Raw genomic sequence first — 17615 nt, forward strand, 5'->3', positions numbered from 1 at the left:
CCTCATTACTCGGGCGCGATCTCGGGCGCGATGAGCGGGAGCCCCTTGCCGGGGTTGAGGATGCCGTTTGGATCAAACTGCGCCTTGATGGCGCGCATCAGAGCGAGTGCGGGTGGGTCGATCTCGCGGTCGATGAAGTCCCGCTTCTCGAGCCCGACCCCGTGCTCACCGGAGAGGGTGCCGCCAAGCGCGACGACGCAATCGAAGACGCCGGCCAGGCAGTCGGCTGCGCGTGCCATCTCATCAACGTCGTCTGGATTGACCAGCAGGTTGACATGGATGTTGCCGTTACCCGCATGGCCGAAGTTGACGATGCGGATGCGATACTGGTGCGCGAGCTGCTCGAGGGTATCGATAAAGGTCGCGATCCGGGAGACCGGCACCACCACGTCTTCATTGATCTTCTTGGGTGCGACATGCCTCAGCGCCGGAGAGAGGGCCTTGCGGGTGCGCCAGAGTGCGGCGATTTGTTCGCGATCGCGGGCGACGCTGAGGTCGAGCAGGCCGGGATTGCGGGCCGCTGAGGCGACGGCATCGGCGGTGGCCGAAACGCAGTCAGCCGGTCCGTCGACCTCGATCATCAAGAGCGCACCCGTGTCGGCGCTGACGCCGAGGTCGGAGTATTGGCGCACCATGTCGATCGCCGCGGCGTCCATGAATTCCAGGGCGCAAGGTGTGATCGGCTGCGCCATGATGGCCGCCACCGCGTCCGCTGCGGCGTGGATATCGCGATAGGTTGCCCGCAGGGTTTGCTTCGCCTCCGCCACAGGGGTGAGCTTGAGCGTCGCTTCAGTGATCAGCGCGAGAGTGCCCTCGGAGCCGATGATCAGGCGGGTCAGGTCATAGCCGACCACGCCCTTGGTGGTGAGGACGCCAGCGCGAATGCGCTGGCCGCTGCCGGTGACTGCCGCTAAGCCTAGGGTGTTCTCGCGCGGGGTGCCGTATTTGACTGCGCGCGGGCCGGCTGAGTTGTAGGCCAGGTTGCCGCCAATGGTGCAGATCGCGGCACTGGTGGGGTCGGGCGGCCAAAAGAAGCCGTGCTCGCCCAAGGCGCGCTGCAGGGTCTCGTTGACGACCCCTGGCTCGACCACGGCGAGTCGGTTGGCCGGGTCGATGCGCAGGATACGGTTCATGCGCTCGAAGGCGATGACGATGCCGTTGCGCTCCGGCACCGTGGCCCCGGTGGTTCCGGTGCCGAGCCCGCGCGCGGTAACGGGAAAGCTGTGTTGGTTGGCGAGTTGAACCAGCGCCTCGACTTGCTCCGCGTTGCTGACGAAGGCAACCGCTGCGGGCAGACCCTGGCGGCGACTATTGTCGTAGCCGTAAGGCCAGCAGTCGCCTGGGTCAGTCAGAAGAGACTTTGGGCCAACAATCGCGGCCAGGCCCTGGATGGCGGACTGATTAAGCGCCATCAGTGTGTGTCTGCGCTGTCGAATCGGTTGCTGATGGGCTGCTCGATAGCGATTTCGGCTCGATATATTCGAACAACTTGACGACGCGGACGACGCCGGGCAGTCGGCGTACGACCTCGGTCGTGGTATCAGCCTCTTCACGCGTGACCAGGCCCATCAGATAGACAATGCCGTCTTCGGTGACGACCTTGACGCGGGTTGCGTCGAACCCCTTGACGCCTCTGCCACCGCCGATCGCGATCTTGGCGCGTGAGGTGATTAATGCATCCTGGCTCTCTTGCGTGAGCGAGATCGGCGGTCCGATGTGAACCTCATCGTAGACCTTGGTGACCTTTGGTAGCTGACTCACGATCTCGGCGAAGCGCCGCTTCACCTCAGCGCTGTCGGCTTGGCCGGTCAGGAGCACCTGGAAGTTGTAGCTGGTGATCGAGATACGGCTCGCCTGCTCGACCTCCGGGGTCTGGTAGAAGAGGTGTTTCGCCTTGATCTCGATCATCTCGTCGTCGAGCACGGTACTTGCTGACCGGCGCTCATGCAGGACCGAGGCGCCGTATGCGGTTCCGACCACTGCCGCCGGCGCGCAGCCCTGGAGTAGCGGGGTTAGGCCGATGGCTGAGGCGATCAGGAGCACTCGAATCAGATTAGGAGCTGGCAGCAAAGGCATGACGAATCCATTGAATGGCGCCGGCGCCATCGATGGCGATGACGTCAAACCGGCATGGCAGATTGATCGAGTGGCGTTGAAGATAATAGGCCGCAGCCGCGGTGAGGCGCGCTTGTTTGCGTGGGTCGACACTTGCCGCAGCGCCGCCGAAACGAGCGGATGCACGAAAGCGGACTTCAACAAACACCAGTGTCTCGCCATCGCGCATCACCAGGTCCAGCTCACCGCGCTTGCAACGCACATTGCTGGCGACATGGTCGAGGCCTTCCCGCTCCAAATAACTACGGGCTTGCTGCTCCTGATAGTCGCCGAGCCGTTTGCGCCAGGGTGTTGCCTTAGTGGTCAAGATGGCGGTCAAGATCGAGCGCTTGACGTGCGGGCTGGTTGATGACCGTGCATGCGTTCAATCGCCACTGGCTTCAGGTTCGACAGCGTCGATGCGCTCTGCAGTGGCCACCCCCGAACTGGTGAAGCGCGCCAGCGTCAACTGTCGCTGCACATGGCCGCGCGAGTCGACGCTCAGGCCACCGGTCTCGCCGGGAAAGAAGGTCCCAGGCTGGCGGCCCATCTCGCTAATGCGCGGGCTGAGCCGATAGGCGTCGATGCCCATCGCATAGAGTCTCGCAAGAGGACCGCTGACGTCGCCCAGAGTTCCTTGCAGGGCTTGACGTGAGAGTCTATCGGAGCGTTGCTGGTCGAGCAGCCAGGGGATGTCGACGAAGTAGAGGCCGGCCAAGGTTTGATCTCGCGAGGGATTGAATGCGCCATCGTAGACGTGCGAGGTCGCGATGACGGGGACCTCGACCCCCGTGAGCCGCAGTGCTTGCCAAAGTGAGGCGACATTCTCAGTTGTGGCGACAAGGAACACCACCTGCGCCTCGCTGTTGGCCACAGCTTCGGCCGCGTTGCTGACTGAGCCATAGGTTGGCTGTGCGACGAGGGTGCCGCCGAGCGCCCGCCACTGGCTGCGGAATGCATCGGCCATGCGTGAGCCCCAGGGGCTCTGGGGATAGACCAGTGCCGCGCGCTTCAGCCCCCCTGAGAAGGCGTAGTTGGCGGCGTTCATGGCCTCGTCTTCCGGGGCGAGCGAGAGTTGGTAAAGGTTCGGCGTCGTCGCACCGCTGGCGCGGTTGAGGGCCAGAGTCGGTACCGGCAGTGCGCCTTGGCGGGCAAGCGCGGTCACGGATGATTTCTGTAGCGGCCCAATCACCAGGCTGGCGCCGGCGTCGACATCCTTTGCGTATGCTGAGGCGCTATCTGTCCCAAAGCTTAGGCTGGGGCGGGTGCCGCTGCGATCGGCTTCGTAGGCGGCCATGATGCCGTCTTTAATGGCTCCGCCTGCAGCGCCAAATTGTCCGCTGGTTGGCAGTAGAACCAGTGCGTTGGTGCCAGCAGCGTAGCCGCCTGCGAGCGTCGCGAAGTAGGCATCATCAAGTCCGGCAAGCGCGGGATGGCTCGAGCGGTTCTTGCCCCACCAGGATTTGAGGCTGGCATTGAGCTCCGGGGTGGCTGTGCTCTGCCCAGCGAGTAACTGTGCGAGTTCAATCCAGCCGCGCATGCGTCCTTTGGCGGTTTTTTCGGCCTGCGCGAGACTCGTCTTACTGAGACTGCTCAGGGTGAAGAGTAGCGAGACTTGGTTGTCCATGCGTGCATCGGACGAGGTGAGCAGCCGGTCGAGCTGATCGAGCTTCTCGGCGGCCCGCACGGGCGCTTTGTTGAGTCGATAAGCCGCTGCTAGGGAGCCGAAGTATTGCGTTTTCAGCTCCGTTGTCAGTGCGCCCGGGTTGACGCGATCGAGGGTGCTGATCGCCTCGGCCGCGCGGCCTCGGCTGAGTGCGACATCGGCCTGCAGCAGCAGTGCGGCCTGGCGTTGCGAGGCGGTTAATGCCGCTTGATCGAGTGCCAACAGGATGCGGCTTGCGCGCTGTGCGTCACCGGCCCGCAGCAGTGCTTTCGCTGCTTCGATCTCGAGCTGTTGGCGCGCTGGCGGTGCGGTGGTCTTGGCTAGGGCGAGATAGGCGTCAGCCGCCGCGCCAGGTTGGTCGTCGCGCTCCAATTTGCGGGCTTCCGCGAGCGCATTTGGCGGTAGGCTGTCGAGTAAGCGGTTGGCGTCTTTGACGGGGTCTATCGCGCAGCCAGCGATCAGGCTGGCACCGATGATCAAGGCTAGGACGGCAAACCGCGCGGTTGAGCTGATTTTCGCGTGCAGCGATCGCGGCAGCGTCCGGGGTTGCGAGGCGCGATGCACATGAGCCTTCGCCTTTGCTTGGGGACTCGAGCGGTCTTGACGCATCGTTGTTGGGGTGAGTTGCTGGGACTGTCGACCGAGGTGATGAGCGGGCATCATTGACTCCGAAGATGAAACCGATGGGGTCGAGCCGAAGCGAGAGACTGCGCTTCGGCAGCATACGTCGTGTTCATGGTGATCAGCCATCGCGTGCACTGACCTCCATGGGTAGGGCGAAATGGTTTGAGCTAAATGGCCTGAGCAAGGGATAATCACCAGCCCTTTTCGTCGAGCATCGCGCGCAGATTATTGTCGAGGGGCAAGCTGAGGTCGGCTGTCGCTAACACCATGGAATCCTTGGTATTGACGACGCGCGCGCTGATGTAGACGCGATTTGAGCCTACGGCATAAGTGCCCATCAAAATCGAGTTGGCGGAATAGGCGGCATTGAGACGTTGAACCTCGCGCGTCAGAATCAGCTCGCCGAGCTTCTCCTCAACAAAAAGACTGTCGCGCATCTTGACCTCGCGCATGCGAATGCCAGCCTGAGAGAGTGCGGAGGCAAAGAGCTCTGAGCTGATGCGCCCGAAGGTGGAGGAGGCTCTCAGGTTATTGATATCGACAAAGGTTGACGCGATCATCGGGCTATATTGCGCCAATTCGGGCTGGACGCTGATCAGGCGTTTCGCGGCGTCAGTGATCTCGGCAGAGAGATTGGCTGGCTGTACGTTTTGATAGTAGGTGACCGGAGGGTTTCTGTTGGTGCTCGGGATGCAGCCTATCAGCAGCAGGCCGAGCAGGATCGCCAGTAGGCTCATCCACGCTCGGTGAGGGGTCAGGAGCGATGCTTGGCTCATTGTTGATCCCTTACCATTGGTTGTCTAAGGGTATACGGGGTATTGGCTTGGGTTTTGGGGCCCGCGGTGGATCATAATGTCGACGGTCGCCCTGATTGATGTAGTAGATGTTAGATGAGGAGTAGAGGACGCGTTCGTTATCCGTGATCTTGGTGGTAATGATGACCTCTTCTTGACTCACGGAGGTCCAGCTGCCGCTGGTGACATCGGCGCCCGCGACCGGTGGTACCAATGCCAGTGCGGCATTGCTCGAGGGGGCTACGAGCACAGAGATGCCGGTGGCAAGGGCGGCTAAGGTGAGCGTCCCGGGGTATGGACGAATGAAGCCACGGTCGCTGTGGTTGATCACCTCGACGTCGAAATCGACCGTGGCGGCGCCTCCTGGCTCCTTCTGAACGATCGCTCCGCCTGAAACGAGCTCACTGGTGAGGAGCGAGCGGTATCCGCGGGCGAACTCACCGCGGCTGTGATCGGTGTGCTTTGGCAGGTATAGGGGTGTCGATCGCAGATGAGGCTGTTGCAGTATGCCCGTCGCTTCATATTCGGCAAGCACCTGCCAATGGTGAGCGGCTTGCATGCGCTGTTGCTCGCTGTACGGGTAGGTCTTAGCCATCGGAACCTGAGCGGCGTTGGTGTAAAAGCAGCCGCTCAGGTTCAGACTGATCGTGCTAACGATCGTATTAACGATGGCAAGATGGGCGAGTCGCGATAAGGCCACCAGCATCTCCTGTTGGCTGGGTCGAGTGCCCAGGCTTCCATACCTGGATTCCTAGGCCCCTAGTGAAGAACATACAGTGTGCAGGCTGCGTGTACGCTTGTCAGATAAAAACCACGAGGCCGACGACTAGGGGGATGATTTGACTGGAATACTATACGTGGTAGCGACACCGATCGGCAATCGAGAGGACCTGAGTCCGCGGGCCCAGGCGGTTCTGGCCGAGGCCGATGTGATCGCCTGTGAGGACACCCGGCACAGTCGTCCACTGCTCGCGGCATTCGGCATTGCTGGCGAGCTGTTGTCCTATCATGAGCATAACGAGGATCAGGTGGCTCCGCGCCTGCTGAGGCGACTGCGAGCGGGTGAGACGATCGCCTTGATCAGCGATGCCGGCACGCCGCTGATCAGTGATCCCGGGTTCTTGTTGGTGCGAGCGGCGCGTGAAGAGGGCGTTCGGGTTGAGCCGATCCCGGGTCCCTGTGCGGCGATCTGCGCCTTGTCGGCGGCCGGCTTGCCGAGCGACCGCTTCTTGTTTGTTGGCTTCCCGCCACGTACGCGTCCTCAACGTCTGGTCTGGTGCCAAGGTTTCGCCAAAGAGCCGGGTACCCTGATCTGTTACGAGAGTGCTCGCCGTGCCGCAGCGACCCTCAGCGATCTCGCCGAGGGCTTGGGCTCAGAGCGGCGCGCCGTGGTCGCGCGGGAGCTGACCAAGCGCTTCGAGACCTTTCTGATGGGGCGCATCGCTGAGCTTGCTGAGCAGGTGGCCGCAAGCCCTGAGCACCAGCTTGGCGAGATGGTGATCATGATCGAAGGCGATCCGCGCGTTGACGATGAGCGTGATCGCGCTGAGCAAGCGCGGGTGTTGGGCATCTTGGCGGCGGAGCTGCCGTTGAAGCAGGCGGCGGCACTCGCCGCGTCGATCACCGGGGGGGCGCGGAATCAGTTGTATAAAGCGGCCTTGAGGACGCGAGATCAAGCTGATTAGCCACTTGAAAATGGACATCAACTTTTTCGATTTGAGCAACACTGTAGGGCGATGATTGGGAGGTAGGAAGTTAGAGAGCGACTTAAGGTGACCTCCTGAGGCAGCGACTTGCACGGACTGGCCAGGTTGATTTGGGCAATGGCCAGTTCGGGCGCAAAACGCTAGACTGTCAATTGGGAGTCGGCTGGACAGTCGCGGCTTGGCGCATGCGTCAGGCGGAGGAAAGTCCGGGCTCAACAGGGCAGGGTGCCAGGTAACGCCTGGGGGGCGAGAGCCTACGGAAAGTGCCGCAGAAAACAAACCGCCAACCCCGCGCGAGCGGGCGGTAAGGGTGAAAAGGTGCGGTAAGAGCGCACCGCGTCCGTGGCAACACGCGACGGCAGGGTAAACCCCACCCGGAGCAAGACCAAATAGGGGAGCGAGCAGCTTTGGCTGCGACATGCGGCCCGCATGGGCTCCCGGGTAGGTCGCTTGAGGCGCGGGGTGACCCGCGTCCCAGATGAATGACTGTCCACGACAGAACCCGGCTTACAGGCCGGCTCCCTACTTTACTGCGAACAGCGCATGCGGCTTAAAATCGAGCGTGCTGAGGCATGGCGTCATTTCCGTGCGCCGTCGTGTCGGCCTTCGACGAGCTGCCACGACGCAAAGGGGCTTTTCGGCTGTTGCGTGCTCAGGTATAATGGTGTGTTACGTCACGTGGAAATCGCGTCGTGCTTTGTCTCGATGCGCCACGACATCGGTTTTCTCAACGCGAGCATTTTGGATCAATAGCGATGGTCAAGATTCGACTCACCCGTGGTGGCGCCAAGAAGCGTCCCTTCTATCAGATCGTCGTCACCGACATGCGTAAGCCACGGGATGGCGGCTGCATCGAGCGTCTGGGCTTTTTCAATCCCTGCGCGACTGGAGGTGAAAGTCGCTTGCGCGTCGACCGAGCGCGTGCTCAGCACTGGCTCGATCAAGGTGCGCAGCCGTCTGAGCGTGTTGCCAAGCTCCTGAAGGACGCGGCTAAGCAGGCTGAGGCTGCCGTTGCGGCCTGAGTATTGACGTCGATTGCTGACGTGCCGGTTGCCAACAGGCAATGACAGGTAGCGCTGAAGCCTCGGACCCCGCTGCACCCAACAAGATCGTCCTTGGTCGTATCCTCGGCGTCTATGGTGTGCGCGGATGGCTGAAGATTTTTTCCGAGACCAGCCCACTCGAAAACATCTTCAGCTACTCGCCCTGGCTGATTGATGGTGACGAGCAGCAGGTTGTGACTTGGCGAAACCAGGGTAAAGGTCTCGTTGCGCAGCTTCAGGGCTATGACGATCGCGATCATGCGCGGACCCTGACCGGTAAAGCGATCGCGATTCGACGTGATCAGCTGCCGCCGCCATCGCCGGATGAATTCTATTGGATCGATCTGCAGGGGCTGCAGGTTGAGACGCGTGAGGGGGTTGCGCTCGGGCAGGTGAGCCATCTGATCGAGACCGGCTCCAATGATGTGATGGTCGTGCGCGGGGAGCGCGAGCGCCTACTGCCGTTCGTCTGGGGACAGTTCGTGCTCGATGTCGATTTCGAGGCAGGGCGTTTGTTGGTCGATTGGGACCCCGAGTTTTAACGGCCAAGCCAGCGAATCGGCCCGGCTGAGCGGAAGCGATGCGGTTTGATGTCATCACTCTGTTTCCGGCGCAGTTCGCCGCCCTGACCGAGGAGGGAGTCGTGGCGCGGGCGCTGCAGCGGCAGCTTGCCCAAATCCACCTACACACGCCGCGCGATTACACCACGGACGTCCATCGTACCGTCGACGATCGCCCGTACGGCGGTGGGCCGGGCATGGTGATGCGCTATACCCCACTGCGGTTGGCGATTGAGGCGGCCCAGGCGGAGGCTGCCGCTGAGGGTGTGCAGAGTCGCGTCGCCTACCTGTCGCCGCAGGGCGAGCGCCTTGATCAGCGGCAAATCGAGCGGATCAGCGCGGCCCCAGGCTGGGTGTTGGTGGCGGGTCGCTATGAAGGTGTGGATGAGCGGCTGATTGAAGATTGTGTCGATGAGGAATGGTCGATTGGCGACTATGTCCTCAGCGGTGGCGAGCTTGCGGCCATGGTGGTGATGGATGCGGCGATTCGGCTTCTGCCAGGCGTGCTCGGGCATGCGGATTCGGCGCGCCAGGACTCACACTCCAGCGGACTGCTCGACTGTCCCCACTACACCCGGCCGGAGACGATCGGCGATCGCAGCGTGCCAGAGGTGCTGCTGAGCGGCGATCATCAGGCGATTGAACGTTGGCGATTGCAGCAGGCATTGGGTCGCACCCGGCAGCGGCGCCCTGACCTGCTACAAGGGCGAGGCATCAGTGAGGTCGAGCAGCGACTGCTCGACGACTATCTTCTGGAGGCGGCACGGTCGCGGCCGCGCGTCGGATCGGAACAGAGTGAGTAATGACATGAGCAATATCATTCAGCAAATCGAGCAAGAGCAACTGCGCCCATCGGTGCCTGAATTCGCGCCAGGTGACACCGTGGTGGTGCAGGTGCGTGTCAAGGAAGGCGAGCGCGAGCGTCTGCAGGCATTTGAGGGCGTCTGCATTGCCAAGCGCAACCGCGGCCTCAACTCCGCGTTCACGGTGCGCAAGATCTCGCATGGCGAAGGCGTGGAGCGCGTCTTCCAGACCCACAGCCCGTCTATCGCTGACATCAAGGTCAAGCGGCGTGGTGACGTGCGTCGCGCAAAGCTTTATTACCTGCGCGGCCTCACCGGCAAGGCCGCTCGAATCAAAGAGAAGGTCTGAGTCGCGCTCGGCGATGGTTCTCGCAGCGCGGCAAGCGGTGTCGGGCGATTGCGGGCGGCTGCGGTTAGCATCCGTCGTCGTTTGACCGATGGCGGCGAGCTTTTACTGGTACGACTACGAGACCTGGGGCAGCGACCCGGCGCTCGATCGGCCCTGTCAGTTTGCGGGTCTTCGAACCGATGCTGACCTCAATGTGGTCGGTGAGCCGTTATTGCTGTTCGCCCGGCCGGCGGCTGATCTGCTGCCGCAGCCGGAGGCCTGCTTCGTCACGGGTATGACGCCGGATCAGGCGCTCGAGCAGGGTCTCCCTGAGGCTGAGTTCGCCCGCTTGATCCAGCAGGCGCTGGCCACGCCTGGCAGCTGTTCGGTCGGCTATAACAGCCTGCGGTTCGATGATCGAGTCAATAACTGGTTGTTCTACAGGAACCTGCTCGATCCCTATGCGCATGCATGGCAAAACGGGAATTCGCGCTGGGACTTGATCGACGTCTTGCGGCTGGCGCACGCGTTGCGGCCGCAAGGCATCCAGTGGCCGGAGCGTGAGCCCGGCGTGACCTCCTTCAAGCTCGAGGCGCTGACTGCCGCCAATGCCATCGAGCATGTCGGTGCTCATGATGCGCTGGCTGATGTGCGGGCGACTCTGGCGCTGGCGCGGCGGCTGAAGGCAGCGCAGCCGCGGCTTTTTGCCTACGCGCTAAATCTGCGAGACAAGGCCTATGTTGCCGAGCTGTTGGCCAGCGGTGCGCCATTGCTGCATGTTTCGGCGCGCTACGCGGCAGCGCAAGGCTGTATTGCGCCCGTGCTCAAGGTTGCGACGAACCCCAGCCAAAAGAACCAGGTGATCTGTTTCGACCTACGCCAAGACCCGGCGCAACTGCTGGATCTGTCGGCCGAGGCGCTGCAGCAGCGCTTGTTCACGCGCCGCGAAGATCTCCCCACCGGGGTCGAGCGGTTGCCGGCCAAAGGGGTGAAGATCAACGCCTCGCCCATGCTGGCGCCGCTGAAGACCTTGACCCCTGACGCCGCCGCACGCTGGCAGATCGATCTAGAGCAGGTTGCCGTGCATGCGGCTCGCGCTGACCAACATCGGCGCGAGATTGCTGAGCGTCTGGGTCGAGCCTTCTCGGCTCAGCCGGCGCTACAATCTTCGGCTGATCCTGAGCGCATGCTCTACACGGGCGGATTTTTTTCGGATCAGGATCGGCGGCTGATGGATCAGCTCGGACGCCTGACGCCGTCTGAGCTGGCTCAGGCGCAGCCGCGTTTCGAGGACTCGCGCTTGCCGACGCTGCTGTTTCGGATGCGGGCGCGCAGTTGGCCTGAGACGCTGAGCGAGGATGAGCGCGAAGATTGGGATGCCTGGCGTTTCGAGCGCTTGACCGAGCCGCACGCCGGCGCCTCGATCACGATCGATGACTATGAGGCCAAGCTTGCCAGCCTGCGCGCAGAACGCGTCGGCGATGAAAACGCCCTTGCTCTTCTCGACCGGCTCGAGCGTTGGGGCGAGCATGTGATGACGGCTGAGGGGGATTGAGCTTCATTCAGCCCTCGAGAGGCTTGCGGGGGCCGCTAGGATTGTTTATCCTAGGCGGTCTATCTTTTTACTGACGACTCGCTGGGAGCGACCGTGATGACAACCCAAAGCGCAAAGCCGGCTGAAGTTCGGCGAGCTTGGTACTTAATTGATGCCGAGGGCAAGACACTTGGTCGGCTCGCCAGCGAATGTGCACGCAGGCTCCGCGGCAAGCATAAGCCCACCTATACCCCGCACGTCGATACCGGTGACTTTCTCGTGATTGTCAATGCCGAAAAGGTGCGGGTGACCGGCAATAAGATGAGCGACAAGATGTACTACCGGCATACCGGATACATCGGAAACCTCCGCTCGGCGAGCCTGGAACAGATGCTGGACAAGCACCCAGAGCGGGTCATCCAGTTTGCTGTTAAAGGCATGCTGCCGCGTAATCCGCTTGGCCGCGCGATGATCAAGAAGATGAAGGTCTTTGCTGGTCCAACGCATCGCCATGCGGCACAGCAGCCTCAGCCCCTCGAGATCTAACGCCACCGGGTTGCGCTCGCTGGCGTCTGGCCGCGCTACCCTGAAGCACTCACTTTGATCTTCTGGGTGGCAGAGCAACAGGATCGCTCGCTCGAGCGGATATCAGACACTCAAAAATAAGACTCTCGGAAACCTGAACCATGGAAAAACAGTACGCCACAGGGCGTCGCAAAAGCTCCTCGGCGCGCGTGTTCCTGAGCACGGGCTCCGGGCAGATCAACGTCAACGGCCGACCGCTTGATGAATACTTTGGTCGCGAAACCGCTCGGATGCTCGTGCGACAAGCGCTCGAAGCCGTCGACATGGTTGATCGCGTCGACATCAAAGCGACGGTGACGGGTGGAGGCTCGAGTGGTCAGGCCGGCGCAATCCGGCACGGTATCTCACGCGCTCTGGTCGGTCATGACGAGCGCCTGCGCTCGCCGCTGCGCCGCGCCGGCTTCCTGACTCGCGATGCTCGTGAAGTAGAGCGGAAGAAGGTTGGTCTGCACAAGGCACGTAAGCGTCCGCAGTTCTCCAAGCGTTAAGCAAGGTCATACCCTGAAGCAATTCCTTCATCAGTGGGGATTGCTACAGGTGATGAGCATGACGGTAAAGCAAGTGCTTGACCTACAAAGTTTGCGACAGGCGATAAGCGGTAGCAACATCTGCGGTGAGTTTCGCCACATTCGTTAATTCATCCAACGTCTTTTGGGGGATCGTCTAGCGGCAGGACTACGGACTCTGACTCCGTCAACCAAGGTTCGAATCCTTGTCCCCCAGCCATATTTAGCCCGCGGTAATGCGGGCTTTTTTGTGTTTATGCCATGCGCACAAAAATGCCCAGCGTGATGCTGGGCATGAGTTGCTGTCAGGATCAACCTCTTTCCCGGGTGATCCTTAGGCGGTGGGCCGCGTTGGCGTTTAACCTGCGAAGTTCTCAGTAACAAAATCCCAGTTGATCTTGTCCCAGATGGCTTCGAGGTACTTCGGCCGCGCGTTGCGGTAGTCGACGTAGTAGGCGTGCTCCCACACATCAACGGTTAGCAGCGCGGTCTTGCCGTCTGTCATCGGCGTGCCGGCGTTGGAGGTGTTCATGATCTCGACGCTGCCGTCGCTGTTCTTGACCAGCCAGGTCCAGCCGGAGCCGAAGTTGGTGGCGGCTGACTGGCTGAACTGCTTCTTGAATTCGTCGAAGCTGCCGAATTTGGCGTTGATTGCATCGGCAACTGGGCCCTTAGGCTCGCCGCCACCGTTGGGGCTTAAGCAGTTCCAGTAGAAGCTGTGGTTCCAGACCTGTGCCGCGTTGTTGAAGACGCCGCCGGACGAGGACTTGATGATCTCTTCGAGTGACTTGCCGTCGAACTCGGTCCCTGGAACCAGATTGTTGAGGTTGTTGACGTAGGTCTGGTGATGCTTGCCGTAGTGATAGTCGATGGTCTCGGCAGAGATCACCGGCTCGAGGGCGTTCTTCTCGTACGGAAGGGGTGGAAGTTCGTGTGCCATACTGACTCTCCTGGCTCGTTTTGCTAGGGATGGGTGAATGAAGTGCTTGCGGTGAAAACGTAGGCCCGAGATGGGGGATATCAAGGAGAGAAACTTGATGGCGGAGGTAACAAGCTGATGTGTGGCATCTGTGGAGAACTGCGTTTCGACGGTGTGCCGGCGGATCTGGGCGCCATCGCTCGGATGATGGAGCGGCTACAACCGCGCGGACCCGATCATGGCGGTAGCTATGGCGATGGCGCGGTCGCGCTCGGGCATCGGCGGCTTTCGATCATCGATCTCTCGGCACGCTCTAACCAACCGATGGTCGATCAGGGACTCGGGCTCGCGCTGGTGTTCAACGGCACTATCTATAATCATCCCGAGCTGCGCCGCGAGCTGCGCGACAAGGGCTATAGCTTTTTCTCCGACGGTGATACCGAAGTCATCCTCAAGGCCTGGCATGCTTGGGGTGAAGGCTGCGTCGAGCGGCTGCATGGGATGTTCGCGTTCGCGATCTGGGATACCAACCGCCGCCAGCTCTTCCTCGCGCGCGATCGCTTTGGGATTAAACCGCTCTATTGGTGCGAGGCCAATGGTCGGCTGCGTTTCGCCTCGACCACCCAGGCGCTGGTTGCGGCGGGTGGGGTTGGCGCCGGGATCGATCCGGTGGCGCTCCACAATCTGTTCACGCTGCATGCGGTGGTGCCGGCACCGCGCACCATCCTCAATGATGTGCGCAAGTTGCCGCCGGCGCACTGGTTGCGCATCGACGCCGATGGGCGCCGCACAGAGCGGCGTTACTGGCAGCTGGACGCGACCCGAGGCGCGAGCGGATCGGGACTACCGAGCAGTGATGCCGAATGGATCGAGGCCATCCATGAGGCGCTCGAGCAGGCAGTGCGCAAGCGCCGCGAGATCGCTGACGTGCCGGTTGGCGTGCTGCTCTCGGGGGGGCTCGACTCCAGCCTGCTGGTCGCATTGCTCGCTGAGCATGGCGTCAGCGATCTGCACACCTTCTCGGTCGGTTTTGAGGACACTCCGGAGGAGGCTGGCAGCGAGTTCGAATACTCTGATCAAGTCGTCGAGCGTTTTGGGACCCACCACCATCGCTTCCAGGTGCCGAACGATGAGGTCCTGCGTCGCTTGCCCGAGGCGGTCGATGCGATGACCGAGCCGATGTTCGGCCAGGATGCGGTCGCCTTCTATCTGCTCGCCGAGCAGGTCTCGCGCGAGATCAAGGTGGTGCAGTCGGGGCAAGGGGCCGACGAGGTCTTCGGCGGTTACTTCTGGTACTCGCGGATCGCCGCTGAGACCGAGGGTAGCCCGACCGATCGCGTGCGTCGGCACTACTTCGATCGCGATCACGATGAGTACTTGCAGATGGTCGCTCCGGCTTATGCGGGGGCGGATCATACTGCTGCCTTGGTGGCTGAGCGCCTCGCCGAGTCCGGCGCCGATGAGCTCATCGATGCGGTCCTGCGGCTCGATGTCACCACCCTCATCGTTGATGACCCGGTGAAGCGGGTCGACAACATGACCATGGCCTGGGGGCTTGAGGCGCGTGTGCCCTTCCTTGACCATCAGCTCGTCGAGCTTGCTGCCCGTTGCCCACCGGAGCTAAGACTGCGCGATGGCGGCAAGTATCCGCTCAAGGCCATCGCGCGCGGGCGGTTGCCGGATGCTGTGATCGATCGGCCCAAGGGCTATTTCCCGATGCCGGCGCTCAAATATGTGCGCGGGGCCTTTCTGGACTTCATGCGCGACATCCTCAACTCCCAAGCCTGCCGCGAACGTGGGCTTTACCGCCGCAGCTACATCGAGCGGCTTCTGGATGAGCCCGACCAGCATCACACCCGCATCCAGGGCAGTAAGCTCTGGCATGTCGCCTTGCTCGAGTACTGGCTGCAGCGTCACATCGATGGGTGCTAGTGCCCCCTTGCCCACCGGTCATGGGCCTCTGAGTGCGTCCATCCGAGTCGGCGCTGGAGATGGTTTGACTGCAGTTTGCCCTGAGCAGAAACGCGGGCGACCTCAAGATTGCGGCTTCGCATGGCGCAGGCCTCTGCGCCTTGATAAGCGCGGCAGCTATCCCGACCTTGGCCAGACCTAACACCCAGTATTCGACGAGGTATTGCGATGGATGTCATCGAGCGTATCGACCAGCAGGTCAAGGGCCATCCGGCTGTCATCTACATGAAGGGAACCCCGCAGATGCCGCAGTGCGGTTTCTCGATGCGCGCTTCACAGGCACTCGGTGACACCGGGGTCCCCTTTGCTTATGTGAATGTGCTTCAAGATCCAGAGATCTTCGAGAACCTTCCGCGATACGCGGACTGGCCGACCTTCCCACAGATCTACATCGACGGCGAATTGGTCGGTGGCTGCGATATTACCCTAGAGCTAGCGGCCAGCGGCGAGCTGAAGACCATGATGGAATCGGCCGCTTTGAAGCAAGAGCAGACGGCAAGCTAGACTGCCACCTAGGCAAGTAACGGTCTGAACACTAGCTGCACAGGTGGAGCATGCGCAGCGGTTCCAACAATCGCGCGGGCCAGCAGTTCAGCTGGTTTGTGAGCCGTTCCCAAGGTAGCCCGCTGCGCTCGAGTGATCCATCTGCATGGGATCTAAGATTTCGCGTTGATCAGGCCTAGACCATCAAGCCCCCGCTGAAGGGGGCTTTCAGATTGAGCGCATCAGGATCGCATCAGGATATGGTTGCCGCTCGCCAGCGATTGACGATGGTGCAAAACAACCGCGCCGTCTGCTCGGCATCATAGATCGCGGAATGGGCGGCACTGTTATCCCAACCAAGCCCAGCGGCCTGAGCGGCCTTTGCGAGGACGGTCTGTCCGTAGGCCAAACCGGCGAGTGAGACCGTATCGAACACGCTAAAGGCATGGAACGGGTTGCGCTTATAGTCGTTCCGATCCACTGCCGCTTTGACGAAGCCGAGGTCGAAATGTGCGTTGTGTCCGACCAAGATGGCGCGATTGCAGCCATGCGATGCAACGGCCTTGCGAATCGGGTCGAGAATCTTTGGTAGGGCGTGCCGCTCGGCTAGGGCATCCCGCAACGGATGCTCCGGGTCGATCTTGTTGAATGCCAGGGCACTTTGGTCGAGCTCGGAGCCGAGGAAGGGTAGGACATGACAGGCGTGGGTTGCGCCTGGCGCCAACCAGCCGTCGGCGTCCATCCGAATCATCACCGCGGCAATCTCGAGCAACGCGTGACGCTGGGGGTCAAAACCCGCGGTCTCGACGTCGACAACGACTGGTAAAAAACCGCGGAAGCGGCCGGCGATCCCCTTCTGCGCTGTATCTTGGTCTTGGTTTTCCATACTGGCAGCATAAGAGGGTTGCCGGCAAAAGCCAAACGTTGGAAGACTTGGGTCTGGTGGATGAGGTGAAGACGAGCAGGTGAGGAGAGCAGGTGAGGAGAGCAGGTGAGGAGAGCAGGATGCGCGAAAATATGAACGGCTCGGCTTTGGTGATGATCATGGAGAGCGGTGCGCAGTTGAGGCGCGGCCTGCTGAGCCGGCTCGGGCGTTGGCTGGTGCTGGTGATCCTCTGCGGATTCCTCGCTGAGACCGCCCTCGCTGAGCCTTGTTGCGAGCAGGGACTCCTGTTTCGTCTAGACCCAGAGGCGAGTGTCCAGCCGTCGAGCTGGTTGTTCGGGACCATGCATAGTGATGATCCGCGCGTAACGCGCTTGCCGGCGCCGGTGCTTGCCGCCTTCGATTCGGCGCTAGGGGTGGTGTTAGAGGTGGTCCCTGACGCAGCGATGCAAGAGGCGTCGCGTGCAGCCATGCTGTTGAGTCCAGACGAGCGCCTCTCCGAACAGTTGCCACCTGCGCTCTATCAGGAGATCCTCACCGCGCTGGCCGAGCGTGGCATACCACAGGCAGCGGCTGAGCGGCTCGCGCCTTGGGCGATCTTGCTGGTCCTCAGTATGCCTCCGGCGAGTACCGCTCCGGTCCTTGATCTCGTGCTGTATCAACGTGCAGTCGAGTCGGGCAAGCCGGTCGTGGGGCTCGAGACCATCGCGGAACAGCTGTCCGTGTTCCAGGCGCTCAGTCTCGAGGATCAAATTGTATTGCTCGAATCGACCCTTCGTGACCGCGCACAGCTACCGCAAGTCTTTGCGGCATTGCTGAATGCCTATCTTGACGGCGATCTTGCGACCTTGATGAAGCTTGGGCAGACCCTGGCGGCCGAAGATCCCGAGATCGACGCGCGTCTGCGCCGAGCGCTGATTGACGATCGCAATCGGCGCATGTTCGAGCGGCTGGCTCCCATCCTCCAACAGGGAGGTCGGTTCATTGCCGTGGGCGCGTTGCATTTGCCTGGTCCCGGTGGATTGTTGCAGCGCCTGCAGGCGGCAGGCGTAGAGGTTACGCGCGTTTACTGATGCTCAGCTGAGCCGGAGCGCTGTGCTAACATCGCATTCGAGT

General features: G+C 61.6%; 19 protein-coding genes, 1 tRNA gene and 1 other RNA gene. 13 read left to right on the top strand and 8 right to left on the bottom strand.

Features of this window, described 5'->3' with window-relative positions:
* Positions 1 to 5: 5 nt before the first annotated feature.
* The 6 genes from CKO42_RS01185 to CKO42_RS01210 form a co-directional block, all read right to left on the bottom strand.
* A complete protein-coding gene (locus tag CKO42_RS01185; RefSeq protein ID WP_200237076.1) occupies positions 6 to 1412 on the bottom strand; it encodes an FAD-binding oxidoreductase in 1407 nt (468 codons plus the stop codon).
* Positions 1402 to 2076, bottom strand: a complete 675-nt coding sequence (locus tag CKO42_RS01190; RefSeq protein ID WP_200237079.1) for a BON domain-containing protein — start codon at positions 2074 to 2076, stop codon at positions 1402 to 1404. The genes CKO42_RS01185 and CKO42_RS01190 overlap by 11 nt, the downstream gene beginning before the upstream one ends.
* Positions 2054 to 2422, bottom strand: coding sequence for a YraN family protein (locus CKO42_RS01195; protein ID WP_242479040.1), 369 nt, complete (start codon positions 2420 to 2422; stop codon positions 2054 to 2056). The genes CKO42_RS01190 and CKO42_RS01195 overlap by 23 nt, the downstream gene beginning before the upstream one ends.
* Before the next feature lie 57 nt (positions 2423 to 2479).
* Complete coding sequence (locus CKO42_RS01200; protein WP_200237084.1) at positions 2480 to 4420, bottom strand: penicillin-binding protein activator; 1941 nt, start codon at positions 4418 to 4420, stop codon at positions 2480 to 2482.
* A gap of 155 nt (positions 4421 to 4575) precedes the next feature.
* Positions 4576 to 5121 carry a FlgO family outer membrane protein gene (locus CKO42_RS01205; protein ID WP_200237088.1) on the bottom strand — a complete coding sequence of 182 codons (546 nt, stop codon included), beginning with the start codon at positions 5119 to 5121 and terminating at the stop codon, positions 4576 to 4578.
* Between the two features lie 49 nt (positions 5122 to 5170).
* Positions 5171 to 5878: a hypothetical protein gene (locus CKO42_RS01210; protein ID WP_200237091.1), complete on the bottom strand. Its 708-nt coding sequence runs from the start codon at positions 5876 to 5878 to the stop codon at positions 5171 to 5173.
* 157 nt (positions 5879 to 6035) lie between these two features.
* Between CKO42_RS01210 and rsmI the strand changes: the two genes are divergently transcribed.
* From rsmI to CKO42_RS01260, 10 genes are all read left to right on the top strand, one after another.
* On the top strand, positions 6036 to 6863 hold the full coding sequence (gene rsmI, locus CKO42_RS01215) for a 16S rRNA (cytidine(1402)-2'-O)-methyltransferase (protein ID WP_200237095.1): 828 nt from the start codon (positions 6036 to 6038) through the stop codon (positions 6861 to 6863).
* A gap of 176 nt (positions 6864 to 7039) precedes the next feature.
* Positions 7040 to 7410: RNase P RNA component class A (gene rnpB, locus CKO42_RS01220), an RNA gene on the top strand.
* Positions 7411 to 7639: 229 nt separating this feature from the next.
* Positions 7640 to 7906, top strand: a complete 267-nt coding sequence (rpsP, locus tag CKO42_RS01225; RefSeq protein WP_200237098.1) for a 30S ribosomal protein S16 — start codon at positions 7640 to 7642, stop codon at positions 7904 to 7906.
* A gap of 41 nt (positions 7907 to 7947) precedes the next feature.
* On the top strand, positions 7948 to 8469 hold the full coding sequence (gene rimM / locus CKO42_RS01230; protein WP_200237103.1) for a ribosome maturation factor RimM: 522 nt from the start codon (positions 7948 to 7950) through the stop codon (positions 8467 to 8469).
* A 38-nt stretch (positions 8470 to 8507) separates the two neighbouring features.
* Complete coding sequence (gene trmD, locus CKO42_RS01235) at positions 8508 to 9290, top strand: tRNA (guanosine(37)-N1)-methyltransferase TrmD (RefSeq protein ID WP_200237108.1); 783 nt, start codon at positions 8508 to 8510, stop codon at positions 9288 to 9290.
* 4 nt (positions 9291 to 9294) lie between these two features.
* Positions 9295 to 9639: a 50S ribosomal protein L19 gene (gene rplS, locus CKO42_RS01240; protein WP_200237111.1), complete on the top strand. Its 345-nt coding sequence runs from the start codon at positions 9295 to 9297 to the stop codon at positions 9637 to 9639.
* 88 nt (positions 9640 to 9727) lie between these two features.
* The gene (gene sbcB, locus CKO42_RS01245; protein WP_200237112.1) at positions 9728 to 11173 is read left to right on the top strand and encodes an exodeoxyribonuclease I; all 1446 of its coding nucleotides are present in this window, start codon (positions 9728 to 9730) and stop codon (positions 11171 to 11173) included.
* 96 nt (positions 11174 to 11269) lie between these two features.
* On the top strand, positions 11270 to 11698 hold the full coding sequence (gene rplM, locus CKO42_RS01250; protein ID WP_200237113.1) for a 50S ribosomal protein L13: 429 nt from the start codon (positions 11270 to 11272) through the stop codon (positions 11696 to 11698).
* A 140-nt stretch (positions 11699 to 11838) separates the two neighbouring features.
* Positions 11839 to 12225: a 30S ribosomal protein S9 gene (rpsI, locus tag CKO42_RS01255; protein WP_200237114.1), complete on the top strand. Its 387-nt coding sequence runs from the start codon at positions 11839 to 11841 to the stop codon at positions 12223 to 12225.
* A gap of 164 nt (positions 12226 to 12389) precedes the next feature.
* Positions 12390 to 12463: transfer RNA gene (locus tag CKO42_RS01260), tRNA-Gln, on the top strand.
* A 138-nt stretch (positions 12464 to 12601) separates the two neighbouring features.
* On the opposite strand, the gene sodB is transcribed toward CKO42_RS01260, so the two are convergent.
* Positions 12602 to 13183 carry a superoxide dismutase [Fe] gene (sodB, locus tag CKO42_RS01265; protein WP_200237115.1) on the bottom strand — a complete coding sequence of 194 codons (582 nt, stop codon included), beginning with the start codon at positions 13181 to 13183 and terminating at the stop codon, positions 12602 to 12604.
* Between the two features lie 117 nt (positions 13184 to 13300).
* On the opposite strand from sodB, the gene CKO42_RS01270 reads away from it, so the two are divergent.
* Both CKO42_RS01270 and grxD read left to right on the top strand, forming a co-directional pair.
* Entirely contained in the window at positions 13301 to 15094 is a 1794-nt protein-coding gene (locus CKO42_RS01270; protein ID WP_200237118.1) for an N-acetylglutaminylglutamine amidotransferase, read from the top strand.
* A gap of 207 nt (positions 15095 to 15301) precedes the next feature.
* A complete protein-coding gene (grxD, locus tag CKO42_RS01275; protein ID WP_200237121.1) occupies positions 15302 to 15637 on the top strand; it encodes a Grx4 family monothiol glutaredoxin in 336 nt (111 codons plus the stop codon).
* A gap of 232 nt (positions 15638 to 15869) precedes the next feature.
* On the opposite strand, the gene rnt is transcribed toward grxD, so the two are convergent.
* A complete protein-coding gene (gene rnt, locus CKO42_RS01280) occupies positions 15870 to 16502 on the bottom strand; it encodes a ribonuclease T (protein ID WP_200237124.1) in 633 nt (210 codons plus the stop codon).
* 119 nt (positions 16503 to 16621) lie between these two features.
* Between rnt and CKO42_RS01285 the strand changes: the two genes are divergently transcribed.
* Positions 16622 to 17572, top strand: coding sequence for a TraB/GumN family protein (locus tag CKO42_RS01285; protein ID WP_200237127.1), 951 nt, complete (start codon positions 16622 to 16624; stop codon positions 17570 to 17572).
* The last annotated feature ends 43 nt before the right edge of the window (positions 17573 to 17615 follow it).

The sequence above is a fragment of the Lamprobacter modestohalophilus genome, from assembly GCF_016583905.1.
In the GTDB taxonomy this organism is placed as follows: domain Bacteria; phylum Pseudomonadota; class Gammaproteobacteria; order Chromatiales; family Chromatiaceae; genus Lamprobacter; species Lamprobacter modestohalophilus.

Coding starts and splice junctions, on each gene's coding strand:
- CKO42_RS01205 (WP_200237088.1), bottom strand. CDS start 5,121: ATGAGCCTACTGGCGATCCTGCTCGGCCTGCTGCTGATAGGCTGCATC.
- CKO42_RS01185 (WP_200237076.1), bottom strand. CDS start 1,412: ATGGCGCTTAATCAGTCCGCCATCCAGGGCCTGGCCGCGATTGTTGGC.
- grxD (WP_200237121.1), top strand. CDS start 15,302: ATGGATGTCATCGAGCGTATCGACCAGCAGGTCAAGGGCCATCCGGCT.
- CKO42_RS01285 (WP_200237127.1), top strand. CDS start 16,622: ATGCGCGAAAATATGAACGGCTCGGCTTTGGTGATGATCATGGAGAGC.
- CKO42_RS01270 (WP_200237118.1), top strand. CDS start 13,301: ATGTGTGGCATCTGTGGAGAACTGCGTTTCGACGGTGTGCCGGCGGAT.
- sbcB (WP_200237112.1), top strand. CDS start 9,728: ATGGCGGCGAGCTTTTACTGGTACGACTACGAGACCTGGGGCAGCGAC.
- rplM (WP_200237113.1), top strand. CDS start 11,270: ATGACAACCCAAAGCGCAAAGCCGGCTGAAGTTCGGCGAGCTTGGTAC.
- rnt (WP_200237124.1), bottom strand. CDS start 16,502: ATGGAAAACCAAGACCAAGATACAGCGCAGAAGGGGATCGCCGGCCGC.
- trmD (WP_200237108.1), top strand. CDS start 8,508: ATGCGGTTTGATGTCATCACTCTGTTTCCGGCGCAGTTCGCCGCCCTG.
- rplS (WP_200237111.1), top strand. CDS start 9,295: ATGAGCAATATCATTCAGCAAATCGAGCAAGAGCAACTGCGCCCATCG.
- rpsP (WP_200237098.1), top strand. CDS start 7,640: ATGGTCAAGATTCGACTCACCCGTGGTGGCGCCAAGAAGCGTCCCTTC.
- CKO42_RS01200 (WP_200237084.1), bottom strand. CDS start 4,420: ATGCCCGCTCATCACCTCGGTCGACAGTCCCAGCAACTCACCCCAACA.
- rpsI (WP_200237114.1), top strand. CDS start 11,839: ATGGAAAAACAGTACGCCACAGGGCGTCGCAAAAGCTCCTCGGCGCGC.
- sodB (WP_200237115.1), bottom strand. CDS start 13,183: ATGGCACACGAACTTCCACCCCTTCCGTACGAGAAGAACGCCCTCGAG.
- rimM (WP_200237103.1), top strand. CDS start 7,948: ATGACAGGTAGCGCTGAAGCCTCGGACCCCGCTGCACCCAACAAGATC.
- CKO42_RS01190 (WP_200237079.1), bottom strand. CDS start 2,076: ATGCCTTTGCTGCCAGCTCCTAATCTGATTCGAGTGCTCCTGATCGCC.